At 28.4% G+C, this 12,940-nt stretch carries 12 protein-coding genes; 2 read left to right on the top strand and 10 right to left on the bottom strand.

The features are described from left to right. Both QIA41_RS03470 and malQ read right to left on the bottom strand, forming a co-directional pair. On the bottom strand, window positions 1-1,845 hold the full coding sequence (locus QIA41_RS03470; RefSeq protein WP_320292631.1) for a putative glycoside hydrolase: 1,845 nt from the start codon (window positions 1,843-1,845) through the stop codon (window positions 1-3). A 118-nt stretch (window positions 1,846-1,963) separates the two neighbouring features. Next, on the bottom strand, window positions 1,964-3,484 hold the full coding sequence (gene malQ, locus QIA41_RS03465) for a 4-alpha-glucanotransferase (RefSeq protein WP_320292630.1): 1,521 nt from the start codon (window positions 3,482-3,484) through the stop codon (window positions 1,964-1,966). Window positions 3,485-3,623: 139 nt separating this feature from the next. Between malQ and QIA41_RS03460 the strand changes: the two genes are divergently transcribed. Continuing rightward, a complete protein-coding gene (locus QIA41_RS03460) occupies window positions 3,624-4,793 on the top strand; it encodes an OmpA family protein (protein WP_320292629.1) in 1,170 nt (389 codons plus the stop codon). A gap of 11 nt (window positions 4,794-4,804) precedes the next feature. Here QIA41_RS03460 and QIA41_RS03455 read toward each other — a convergent pair whose 3' ends face one another. Continuing rightward, the gene (locus QIA41_RS03455; protein WP_011193518.1) at window positions 4,805-5,182 is read right to left on the bottom strand and encodes a TraR/DksA family transcriptional regulator; all 378 of its coding nucleotides are present in this window, start codon (window positions 5,180-5,182) and stop codon (window positions 4,805-4,807) included. A gap of 164 nt (window positions 5,183-5,346) precedes the next feature. Here QIA41_RS03455 and infA point away from each other — a divergent pair, with 164 nt between their 5' ends. Further along, window positions 5,347-5,568, top strand: a complete 222-nt coding sequence (infA, locus tag QIA41_RS03450; RefSeq protein ID WP_002556767.1) for a translation initiation factor IF-1 — start codon at window positions 5,347-5,349, stop codon at window positions 5,566-5,568. Window positions 5,569-5,615: 47 nt separating this feature from the next. On the opposite strand, the gene QIA41_RS03445 is transcribed toward infA, so the two are convergent. Genes QIA41_RS03445 through QIA41_RS03415 form a run of 7 tightly spaced genes read right to left on the bottom strand, consistent with a single transcriptional unit; the run spans window position 5,616 to window position 12,938 of the window. Continuing rightward, the gene (locus tag QIA41_RS03445; protein WP_320292804.1) at window positions 5,616-7,616 is read right to left on the bottom strand and encodes an SH3 domain-containing protein; all 2,001 of its coding nucleotides are present in this window, start codon (window positions 7,614-7,616) and stop codon (window positions 5,616-5,618) included. Next, window positions 7,610-8,197, bottom strand: coding sequence for a tetratricopeptide repeat protein (locus tag QIA41_RS03440; RefSeq protein ID WP_320292628.1), 588 nt, complete (start codon window positions 8,195-8,197; stop codon window positions 7,610-7,612). The genes QIA41_RS03445 and QIA41_RS03440 overlap by 7 nt, the downstream gene beginning before the upstream one ends. Further along, window positions 8,179-9,165 (bottom strand): vWA domain-containing protein, encoded by a 987-nt coding sequence (locus QIA41_RS03435; protein ID WP_320292627.1) that lies wholly within the window; start codon window positions 9,163-9,165, stop codon window positions 8,179-8,181. The genes QIA41_RS03440 and QIA41_RS03435 overlap by 19 nt, the downstream gene beginning before the upstream one ends. After that, window positions 9,162-10,163, bottom strand: a complete 1,002-nt coding sequence (locus QIA41_RS03430; RefSeq protein ID WP_320292626.1) for a vWA domain-containing protein — start codon at window positions 10,161-10,163, stop codon at window positions 9,162-9,164. The genes QIA41_RS03435 and QIA41_RS03430 overlap by 4 nt, the downstream gene beginning before the upstream one ends. Next, window positions 10,150-11,049 carry a hypothetical protein gene (locus QIA41_RS03425; RefSeq protein WP_320292625.1) on the bottom strand — a complete coding sequence of 300 codons (900 nt, stop codon included), beginning with the start codon at window positions 11,047-11,049 and terminating at the stop codon, window positions 10,150-10,152. Before QIA41_RS03425 ends, QIA41_RS03430 begins: the two co-directional genes overlap by 14 nt. Window positions 11,050-11,055: 6 nt before the next feature. Then, window positions 11,056-11,931 carry a DUF58 domain-containing protein gene (locus tag QIA41_RS03420; protein WP_320292624.1) on the bottom strand — a complete coding sequence of 292 codons (876 nt, stop codon included), beginning with the start codon at window positions 11,929-11,931 and terminating at the stop codon, window positions 11,056-11,058. A gap of 14 nt (window positions 11,932-11,945) precedes the next feature. After that, window positions 11,946-12,938 carry an AAA family ATPase gene (locus QIA41_RS03415; protein ID WP_320292623.1) on the bottom strand — a complete coding sequence of 331 codons (993 nt, stop codon included), beginning with the start codon at window positions 12,936-12,938 and terminating at the stop codon, window positions 11,946-11,948. Between the last annotated feature and the right edge of the window lie 2 nt (window positions 12,939-12,940).

The following is a 12,940-nucleotide window of genomic DNA, read 5'->3' as shown; positions in this document are numbered from 1 at the left end:
TTAAAAAGAATCTAAATATTCTTTTAAACTACCTTTAACCATATAATAAACATTGGATGCATTCCAAAGACTAAAACCGCTGCCAAATGACTCTTTAACTCCTTTGAGTTGAAACTTTAAATACTTTAAATAAATCTCGTCATCCACAAACCTTTCTTTTCCCAGCAAAAAAGCTTGAACATAAGGCCTAATGACAACCCTATCTAAAGAAAACACAAGTGCTCTATCGCTTCCCTCTTTATAAATCTTATAAGCTCTTTTCGTATAATAAGAATTGCTTGACAAAAAATCATTAGTATAGTGTGAAGGATAAAACATAGGAGATATAACGTCAACATAATTTGAAAGCATTCCAATATTTTGCCCAATGCTATTAGTAGGAAACCAACCATTATACCCATAAATATCAACAGAAATAGGAACATGAAGATGTTCTCTTGCCATAATCAAAAAAGATTCAAGAGCATCAACGGGTTGCATCTCATACTTATTCATCCTTGAGGTTGCAAGAGATACAGGACCATCTGACGGAAATCTAATGTAATCAAATTGTATTTCATCAACTCCAAAAGATTGTATTTCTTTTGCAATAGAAATATTATACTCCCAAGTAGCAGGAGAAAAAATATCTACCCAATGCTCTACTTGCACATATTTCACAAGACCACTAGAATCAGCTTTTTCAATAAAATGCGCCCAAGGTTTATTGGTTCTTTTATTCCAAAGAGCGTACTTAAAATTGTCATGATAATACAATTTTGCATCTTTAAATACAACACACCTGGCAATAACATAAATTCCAAGCTCTCTGGCTTTTTTAAGAATATAAGAAACATCAATCAGGTTTTTAACAGACCCCAATTTATTGGGCAAAGAAAGCTTACTAAAATAAGTTAAATTTCCATTATCATCTTTAAAATCAATTACAACGGCATTCATGCCTGAATCTTTAATAAATTTAAATCTTTCATCAACGGAATTGTTATTACGCAATGTATATGCTGTTAAATAAATAGAACCTTTATTTTTAGCAAGCTGCATCCTTTGTGATTTTTCAACAAAATCCTCATCTTGCAAAGATAATTTACCAATAAACACCCATTGCCCATTACAATAAGAATAAAAATGATTGTCATATGTTCTAACTAAAATTCTTTCTACATTCTTGCTAGATAAATCTAAAATGCGTATTATTTGTTTTTTAAAAGGAAAAGATATTTTTTTAATAAACCCAATATCTTGACTAATCAAAAAAATATCGCCATAAACTCCAGAAGAAAAATATAAATTATTTGCCTCTTCTTTTGAAAACTCAACAGCACTAATAACATCGTAATACCCTGCACCCAAATAAATCTGGGGAATTAAACGATTTAAATTTTTAAAACTAACAGCTCCATTATTACTAATATAAATGCCGTGAATAGCAGTTCCAATAGCAATACGCCTATTCTCTTCTTGAGAAAAGGCACTAGATGTAATATAAGCACTGCTGTTAAATTTCTCAATTCCTACTAATTTTCTAAAATTTTTTGAATAATCATAAGAAACGTAAAGATTATTACTTGTAGTCAAAAATGAGCTTGAAGAATAAACATCTTCATAAATCGAGGTAATCCGACTAGGAGAAAGTCTATGAAAAGGGTAAACCCACCTGGAATCTATCCCATTAACTTGAACTTTAGTTATTTTTCCATTAATATTTTTACTTAAAAATCCTTTATGAACAAAAAACGAACTATATTTTTTAAAAAATTCTTCATCGGTTAACGAATATATACTAAAAACTTTAAAAATAAAAAAGAAGAAAAAACCTATCCAATAGATAAAAATTTTCATATACATTAATACATAATACTTACAAATTAAAAAATATTAAATAACAATGACTTTATTTAGCCAATTGGATATCAATTAAATTCAAAAATATTTAAATATTTTAACAAATTTACTCTTAAAAATATTAAGCTCTGCCATAAAGTCTTGTAATAAAACTTATCTTTTTACTCAAAGCAGGATCTAAATCACTTTCTAATAGCCTAAAAATCCAATTATCTAAGGTTCTTTTTGGAATATTTGCCCTAACGTCATGCCCTAAATTAATATAATCTTGCATTGATACTATTACATTATCAGAAACACTACTCATAGCACTTCTTATCATGTCCCAAACAACAAAATCTTCATTTGTATTTAAATAGTCAAAAATATACTTTTTATGTAAATCATCTAAAGAGTCAACAAATTCTCGTATTGTATCATTATCGCTAATTCCTATGTAAACTATACAATTTTTAATATAATTATGCGGAAGATTATGATTATCTGAATCAAAATCAAAGGCAAGATTCATTATTCTCATTCCTGGAAAATTAAAAAAATCCCTTAGCTTTGAAACATCTTCAAGATCATTTTCGTAGTCTTCAACCCAAATTTTTAAGTCTTTAATTTCATTTAAAATAAAATTAAAAAAATCTCGTCCTGGAGACTTTACCCACAACCCATTAAAAGCATATGCCTCATTGGCACTAACTTCCCAAGTAGAAACCAAACCTCTAAAATGATCAATTTTAATTACATCTACATACTTTCTTAAAATCCCGATCCTTTTTGCCCACCATTCATACTTAACCTTCTTTAAAACATTCCAACTATAAGCTGGACTATCCCAAGCTTGCTCTTGTTCTAAAAAATAATTTGGCGAAATTCCCGCAATCTTATCTTTGCTTGCATCAAATCTTAATTTAAAATATTTTTGATGTGCCCAAACATCAGCAGAATCATATGCTATAAAAAGGGGCAAATTCATAACTAGCTCAATTCCCTTATCATTTGCATAACGCTTTAAAGCTTGAAACTGTGAAAAAAAGAAGTATTGCAACACCTCTTGCACTTTAATCTCTTTTGAAAGGATATTTCTCAATTTAAATAAGTCTTTTTCATTTCGTTTAAGAATTCCTCTATCAAAAAGAACGTTAAAAGCACCCTTTGATTCTTTAAAAAAATATTCTTTAAATGCAACAAAACTTGCAAAATCTAAAAGCCAATAAGAAGACTTTTTTTTAAAATTTTCAAAACTTTTAACCTCATCAGCTGAAGCTCTATTGATAAAATTTAAAGCGGCTTCTTTTAGAAATTTATCTTTAAGGCTTAATTTTTTTAAATCAGAGTACCTGGTTTCATTTTCCCTTAAAAGGTTTAAATCCAAATCTATAAATTTATCTAGAGCCTCTAAATCAATATAATAAACATTGCCAGCAAAAGCTGAAAAAATTGAATAAGGGGGAGACCTTGTAAAATCAATAGGAGAATAAGCAAACATTTGCCAATAACTTTGCGAGGATGCAAACAAAAAATCTATAAATTTATAAGCCCCTTTACCCAAATCTCCAATACCGTATTTAGATGGTAAAGAACTTATGTTAAGCAAAATACCACTTTTTCTTTTTAAGTTTAAATTAATCCTTATTTTTTTATACTTCATATAAAACCTCTATTAATTAATGATTTAAAAAATCACCCACTGCGTTATAAATTATAATCAATATCGGATCATAACAAAATATTAAATAGCAATTTTAATAAAAATTTAAAATTAAACATTTTTATGATAAAATCTATTAATGAGTACCAAAGCAACCACAATATTGTTGCTATTATTTTTAGTTAAAAGCTTAGCTTTGTCTTCTGAGATATTTGAGTTTAAATACATTAAAGGTACAAAATTTAGATTAGAAGGCACAGACAATCAAAAAATATATTTCAACGGGCAATATAATTCAAGCTCTACAATCAATATTCAAATTTCAAGCGAAATAAAAGACACAACAGAAAAATTTGCAAACATTAAGGCTTTTTTTAGAGTCTTAAAAAGAGAAAATATCAATGAACCTTACCTATTAAATGAAGAATTTGAAGAAACCTTCAGCATAAATAAACAAGGAGAATATATAATAGGAGTAAATCAAAAAAGACCTTCTGTTAGAGGCATTCCAAGATTTCCAAAAACACCTATTAAAATAAATGACAAATGGACATATCCCGCAGAAGAATATATAGAAGCATCAAAAATAGACAGGGGTATAAAAGATTTCGTTGTAAAATTTAATGTTAACTACGAATATAAAGGCAAAGAAGCGCAAAACGGTAAAAATTATCACATAATTCTTTCGAATTATGAATCACGGTACAATATAAAAAACACCTATTTTTATCAAAAAGTAAACCAAAAAATTTATTTTGACAATGAAATTGGCAATACATATAAATATAATGATGGGTATACATTTGAAATAAATCAAAACAACAGCCAACATTTCATAATGATTGGAAACTCTTCTGGCAGAGTAGTTTCAATTGAACTTCCACACGATAATTTAATTGAAAATGAAGTCGAAAATTACATACGAGAAAAAAAAATTAAAACCATTGGCATTGAAAAAAATGATAGAGGCATTAATTTAAGCCTTGACATTGAATTTTATCCTGACTCATTCCAAATACTACAAAAAGAATATAAAAAACTTGACCTTATAGCCAAACTTCTTGAAAAATTTAAAAAAAATAACATCTTAATAGAAGGACATACTGAACCATTTGGATTGGAAGAAGAGATGCGCGTGCTCTCTGAAAAAAGAGCACGCGCAATTGGAAATTATTTGATAAAAATGAAAGTAAAAAACAAAGACCAAATACTATTTAAAGGGTGGGGATCTAAAAAACCAAAATATCCTAAATCATCCCCATTAGCGGCTAAAAATAGACGAGTAGAAATTACAATATTAAATAATTAATCTAAGATGTATCATCTTTTACTCTTTTTTTCTTTTTTTGTCTGACAACTAATACATAAAAAAGCATAAGGAATTGCTAAAAGCCTCTCCCTCGCAATCTCTTTTTCACAAGCCAAACACTTACCATAAGAATTTTGAGAAATTCTATAAAGAGCTTGATTTATTAAATTCAACTTTCTCTTTTCAACAAAACCTAACGCTTCAAGATTATTTCCGTCCATATTGTCAAAAGCAATATCAACCACATCCTTTGGATACATATCATTATTAATTATCTCTTTTTTGCTATTTTCTACAGACTTAATAGAATCTAATATTTCTCTTTTTTCAGCTGAAAGAAATTTTTTTATCTCTTCGATAAATTCATGCTCAGAACTAGCTTTTTGCACGATACCTCCCTATAAATTACATTTTTAAAAAACTCCGTGTAATTATATACACAATTTCTTATAATGTAAACAAACAATGGTGATTTTATTCTTAAAAGAAGAATTGAAATGATATGTTTAATCATGTAAAATTAATTCTATTAAAGAAAAATGTGGAGGTTGTCTTGAACATTAAAGAAGAAGCTATTGAAACCGAAGGAATTGTAAAAGAATCCCTTCCAAATACCATGTTTAGAGTTGAACTTAAAAATAAACACATTGTGCTTGCCCACCTATCTGGCAAAATGCGAAAACATTTTATAAAAATAGTTCCCGGAGATAAAGTAAAAGTTGAACTATCTCCTTATGATCTTACAAAAGGTAGAATAGTGTATAGGGAAAAATAAAAATAAACCCTTTTAAAAATTTTCCAAATATTGTAAATACTTATTTATTAAATCAAATTATCTTTTAAGGACACAATAAAATTTTTATGGATCCAACCTTGAAGCCCATAGCTTGTTTCAATAAGGACAAAATCATCTTTACTGTCAAGAATATAAACACTCGCATTTCCTTTTAAAAATCTCCAACTCCTTGAAAAATTATCAGGAACTTTATAAAGAGAAACTAAATCACCTTTAATTATTCCTACCTCAGATTGTTGTTTAGAATAAAAATAATATGTTTCAAACACAGTAAAACAAATAGTAGAAAAAAGTAAAAAAATAACTATTTTTTTTAGATTTTTAGCTAAAAATCTAAAAAAAATAGTTACAACTAAAAAATTTATCAAAAACAAGCTAATAATAAAAAAAATATTAGAAAAAATAAAACTATTGTTACGAATATTATCTGTAACTCCATTTTTAGATTCAATAAAATCAATAACCTTATAGGGGGCTTCATTGTTTGGAGAAATCAAAAATGCCTTATACGCCGAATAAATAGCATCAAAATCTCTATCCATTTTACTCAAAACAAGAGCTCTATTTAACCAAAGCCCTGAATAATTTGAATATTTTTTAAGAATATTATCAATTTTGATAAGCGCAGTATCATAATTTTTAGTATTATAGTTTTCAATCAAATCATTTATATTTTTTTCTGACAATAAACCATCATTTACAGCATTCAAACTAATACCAACAACCAATATTAAAATAGCCAGTCCAAAACTTGATGCTGCAAAAAATTTTTTATAGTTAATTAAAATAGCTAAAGATAATAAAAATCCTGGAACCAAAAGCAAATAATAGTATGGCACAAAAAATAAAAAAGTTTTGTTTTTGTAATTCAAAATATCAGTATAAGATAGCAGTTTAAAATCAGAATCTACATTTTGTATTTTATTTATGCTATTAAAATCTCCTAAATATTCATACTTCAATTTTTTCCCTTTAAGAGTATAAACTGTACCATTATCGGGATTTAAATAATTGAAATCGCTAATATTCAAAAACACACTACCTTTAGTGCCAGGCTTAACTGTATAAATTTGAGAAATACTACCCTTGTATCCACCTTTAGAAGGCTTAAAACTATAATTTTTCTTTTTATTAAGAATTTTAGAATTATAAGTTTCAATCTCTGGAAAGTAAAAATGTGGGAAATTACCTTGACCCGTAATTTTTATTAAAATAGTAAATATATCTTGCTCAATTGTCGAATAAGTTGGGGTTTCAAAGTCAATTCTAAAAGTTCCCACCGCTAAAGATTTAACCTCTTCGGGAATCGGCTTCACTTTTAATAAAAGCTCGGGGGTTTTTCTAACAAGGCCAGACTCAATATTAAAAGGGAAACTGGGAATGAAAACATTTTTTGAGCCCTTAAGAGGAGTTAATACAAAGTTATAAAAAGGTACATCTAAAATTTCTTTATTATTAAAAGTTCTATATTTAATATCTCCAAATATGGGCATCTTTTCAATCATTACATCTTTAATGGCAGGCAAAACTCCAGACATTTCATTAGAATTGCTATCTGAAAGCCAATTTGAACGCAAAACAAGTCCAATACTTTGATATTCATAAACCTCTTTTCTATCAAGCTCCCAATATAAATCAACTGGCAAACCAACAGAATTTATTTCATCAGCTCTTAGAACGCTAACTTCGACCTCTGAAGATAGATAGAAATCGCCTTTATAAATTACTTTTAATGGGGGGATCTTAATAAATCCCAAATTATCAAAAAGATATTCAACTTTAATCTCAACAAAAGAAAAATTATTATCCGTCATCTTAGATATTGATAAAACATTGGAATTAGATTGAACTTCTTTATTTATTTCAACTTTCAGCAAACTTAAATCAATATCTTGCAAAGGATTGTTAAGCCTTATGATCTGAACAAATTTTTCATCTCTTAAAACTTTAATATTTTTAACAAAATCAATACCCGTAAGCGAATAAAGTCTTGTGATTGAAAAAAACCAAATAAAAAATATTACCAATCTTCTTTTGAAACAACTAGGTTCTCGTCTATTTTTCTCAACCATACAACCCTCTCAAGATTTTCAATATACCTTAAAAAATTTTCATTACTTTCAACAAAATTTTTACTTTTTTCTACACTTAAAGAATCCAAACTATCACGCGCTGTTCGTTTTTTTATTATTGCAAGTTCAAGATTATATTTAGCATTGTAGCTGCTGGGATTAATTTTTAAGGCCTCCTTAAAAGCCATTTCAGCCTTATGATAAAGCCCTTGATTGTAGTATATTATCCCCTCGTTATAATTTACATTAAAATTTAAAAAGATATCATTGGTTTTTTTTGCATAGGAGAATATCCTAAGAGAACTCTCATATTCACCTAAAGAATAGTATACAATACCAAGATTGTAATATCCCCAAGCAGAATATTTTTTATCCTCTACAAGATTGTAATAATTTGAAATTGCATTTTGATAATTTCCTCTAACATATTCATAATTACCAATAGCCATCAATGACATGGACTTAACATTCGAACAAGACCAAAAACCTAAACACAAAAAGCAAGCATAAAAAACTGCTAAAAAGTTTCGTCCCACTTTATCATCCTGACAAATAAATACATAAAAATAAACAACAACGAAATAACCAAAAAAACTTTATACCTTGATACATCAACAATTATAATATCATTTGACGTTTTTCTTATTATACCATTTCTTATATCATCTACAACAAAGTTGATCCCTTTTGAATACAAGTTATAATACGATCCTTTAAGAGAAGATGCAAGAAGAAGTAAATTTTCCTCATTTATCACAGTTTTAACAAAATTCCCATTTTTATCTTTAATGTTTGAGTTTTGCTCAAATAAAATAGGACTATTCCCTCCAATCCCAACAACAAAACTTTCCAATTTTAAATTATTTACAAATTTCGAAAACCTATAATAATTATTTTCTCCCCAATCATCACCATCTGTTAAAATAACTAAAAAATTATAATAAGAATCATCTTGTATATTAGAAATTACATTAAAAACAGCATCTCCTAAAAAACTCCCAGGAGAACTTATTAAGTCGGGCTCTATATAATTCAACATCTTATTTAAACTGTTTTTATCCTTAGAAAAAGGCAAAACCAATATGGGCTTGCCTTTAAAAATAGTAAGAGAATATTCTGCATTTTCAAAATTGCTTAAAATTAAACTAATCATATTTTTAGCACTCTCAAGTCTATTAATAATCCTTCCTTCATCCACGCTTAACATGCTACGAGAAATATCAAAAATAAAAGAAATTCTCAATTTACTTCTCTCATCCTCAATAGCTTTTTGTCCCCAAGAAATATCTAAGATAGACAAAATTAAAAAAATCAAACTAAAAATAAAAAACATTGTCATGAGAACTTTTTTAATATAATAATTTTGAATGTAAGAATTGTCCCCATACATAAAGCTTAAGGTTTTGAAAAATGGAATATTTCGTTTAAAATCAAACACGCACACAAAAAAAACCAACATTAAAATTAAAAAAAAGTATAAAGCGCTATAGTTATTTATGCTCATAGTATCTCTTTTAAGAAAATTTTTGAAAAAATAAAATAAACAAACAATAAACAAAACGCTAAAATTAAAAATTCTTTATAAATATCTTTATTGTCTACAGCTATTTTAATTTTTCTCTCTAAATTTTCCTTTTTTGAAAAATCTTGAATTGCAAATTGAAAAGAAAAATCATCATTAACCGAATAAAAAAGACCTCCTGTTTTATTTGAAATTTCAACAAGCATACTAGGATCATAAACCTCCTTAAGACTTCCTTGATAAAATTTCCCAGATCTTAATTTAAAATCAACATTAAATTCCTCAGAACTTCCAATACCAATAGAATAAATCTTAACATTTAAACCTTGAGCAAGATTAATCACCTGATCTTTATAAATTTCATCTGAATTAACAACCCCATCTGTTAAAACCACTATTGATCTTTTAAGAGCTTCAGAATGCTTTAAATGGGACAGTGCAATAGAAATACCCAATCCTAAAGCAGATCCATTGCCAAGATCCATAATATAAACATCATCCAATTTTTTATTAAAAAAATCTCTATCTGTTGTTATGGGAACTACTATTGATGCATCTTTTGCAAAAGCTACCAAGCCAATGTTATCATTTTCACGCTGAGAAATAAACCGCCTAATCAATTCTTTTGAAAAATCTAATCTATTCTTAGAAGAAAACTCAACAGCTCCCATACTAGGCGATATATCAAGAACAATGACAATGTCAGCACCAGTACTAAGATATATCATCTTCTTTTTTGAAATCGAAGGACCAGCCAAAGCAAACACCATAACCATTGCGGATAAATATAAAAAAGAATAAGTAAAAAAATACATCAAATTCAATCTATAATTCTTAAGCTTTAAAGAATTGAAATTACCATAAAGCGATATAGGAAACTTTATCTTACCCCCTCTATTTTTAAAAAAATGATTAAAATAAATTACTAAAGGAAAAATTACTAATAAAAACAAATACAGGGGCTCATTAAATGTTAACATTAGCACCTCTATTAAATTCTTCAAAATTCGATGCTGCAGTTCTCAAATCATTTAAAACAAACGATAAGCTATCAAATGCTAAATCAACACCACTAAATTTGCTAAAATCAGAAAGCCTTAACGTATTAATAAAAGTTGAACGGATCTCGTAAGGAACTTTAAGATCTTGCAAAATTACAGAAATTTCTGTTGTAGTAATAGCATTAAAATCAAAACCTGTTTTTTTAGATAAATAAACTCTTAAAGAAGAATTTATTAAATTATAAAATGTTCTTTGATCTTCACCTTCCCTAGTATATTTAGACAAAATAACAAACTGCCTCTGCAATACTTTATAAGGCTTTCTAAGTCCATGCCTAACTACCAAGTAAATTAAAAATCGATTTAAAAGCTTTAAAAACTTAATAATTAGATAGGGAATCAAAAACAAAACAAGAATGGATAAAAACAAATATGTACTTGTCCCGGGAACAAATAAAACGCCTTCTATATTTTTAATTTTAAAATCAGAATTATTAGATACTAGTTTATCTGTATTAATTTTTATATTCTCTAAAACAACCTTATTTTTTTTACCATTGCTAATTACATCCCCAATATAAATAGAAGGAAGAGAGCTGCTTCCAATATAAAAAGACACAAAATTAACTATTATTTCATTTGTTACTTCATTAAAGCTGATAGAATTCACTTCAACAAATTCATCTTTAATCTCTTTAAAGTCTACAGGAAAAAATTCTTCACCGTCATTTAAAACTAATGAAACTTTAAACTCAACAGAATCACCCACATAATAACGAGTCGGCATAAATATTTCATTCTTTATTTCATAAGAATGTAAAAATAGTGCTAAAAAAAGCAAAAGACTTGAAATAATTCTCTTCAAAATCTATTATCCCTTTTTAAGAAGAATTTTGAGTTTTTTAAACACATCTTCTTTGGTATCAATCTCAATAAAACTAATATTTTTTTTAATACACTCTTTTTTCCATTTTATTTTATCAAGCGTCCAATAATTCTTATAACCACTTACCGTCGACTTACTAAACCCTGAAACTAAAAAATTTTCTCCGGTTTCAATATCTTCGCAAATCAAAGTTCCAATTTTAGGAAAATTTTCATCAAAAAAATCTGAAATTCTTATAGCAATAACATTATGTCTCCTGCTTAAAACATTTAAAGATTTAAAATAAGCATTTGCCTTAAAATCAGAAATAATTATGACCAAAGATCTTTTTTTATAATACTCCGCTGTATTTTTAAAAATATAAGCTAAGCTGCTACCGGGTTTAAGATTTCTATTGATAGTTTCACTCAATATCAATCCTAAGTGTGAATGACCTTTGCTAGAGGGTATAAACTTGTCTGTTCCACTTGAAAAAAAAGTAACACCTATTTTATCATTATTAAAAAATGCCATATGTGCAAAAATAGAAACCAATAAATCCTGAATATCCTTTTTATTTACTTTGTCTCCCAAGCTCATAGAAAGTGAATTATCAACAAGAATATGAAGATTCATGCCTCTATCTTCTTTGAAAACCTTTGAAAAAATACTATCGGCTTTTGAACTCACATTCCAATCAATAAATCTAGCATCATCAGAATCCTCATATGGTCTAAATTCATGAAATTCAAGACCAAGTCCTTTAAAAATTGAACGATAGCCGCCAAAATTAAGTTCTGAAAGCATTTTCCTTGAAAAAAACTTTAAAGCTTTTATCTTGGTTTTAGTACTACTACTACTTATCTCTTTATCTTGTATCATTTAAAAATTATTTCCTAAGGAAGTGCTACGGCAGCAAGAAGCATCTTAATAATATCATCAATACCTATTTCCTCTACTTCAGCCTCGTAAGATGGCGTAATTCTATGCCTCAACACACTGCAAGCCACAGCCTTGACATCTTCTGGTAGAACAAATACTCGCCCCTCATAAAGAGCGTTAACACGAGCACACTTTAATAAACTGAGAGAAGCCCTGGGAGATGCACCAAATTCAATATATTTGGCAAACGGATAAGTTTTCTTATCTCTCTCACGAGATGCTGAGATTAAAGTAACAATATAAAGCATTATTTTGTCATCAACTTTAACCCTACCAACCGTTCTCTTAATATCAGCCAATGAATAAGCATTCATTACCTTTGCAACTTTAATATTTTCAAGACGCCCATCAACTGAAAATATTTTCAAAAGCCTTACTTCATCCTGCACCGATGGATAATGAACATTAACTTTTAATAAAAATCTATCAAGTTGGGATTCAGGCAAATTATAAGTTCCCTCTTGCTCTATTGGATTTTGAGTAGCAAGAACAAAAAAAGGATCTGGGAGCCTATGGGTTTCGTCTCCAAGAGTTACCTGTCTTTCTCCCATAGCCTCAAGAAGAGCAGACTGAACTTTTGCAGGAGCTCTATTGATTTCATCTGCTAAAATAACATTCGAGAATACTGGACCTTTTCTAACCTTAAAAGTCCCTGTAGCACTTTTATAAACCATATTACCCGTAAGATCGGATGGCAAAAGATCTGGGGTAAACTGTATACGCTTAAATTCAAGATCAAGAACATCAGATACAGTTTGAATTGCTAACGTCTTGGCAAGACCTGGAACCCCTTCAAGCAAAACATGCCCTTCTGTTAAAAGTCCCATTAAAATAGCATCGATCATTTCTTTTTGACCAAGGATCCTACTTGCGACCTCTCTTCTAAATTTATTTATCAAATGTAATGCATTCTCTACTTCTGAATCTATCTGAAAACTACTCTTCATAA

This window comes from Borreliella sinica (assembly GCF_033969665.2).
In the GTDB taxonomy this organism is placed as follows: domain Bacteria; phylum Spirochaetota; class Spirochaetia; order Borreliales; family Borreliaceae; genus Borreliella; species Borreliella sinica.
The sequence above is the reverse complement of the archived record's forward strand: the minus strand, read 5'-3'. Positions and strand labels throughout refer to the sequence as shown.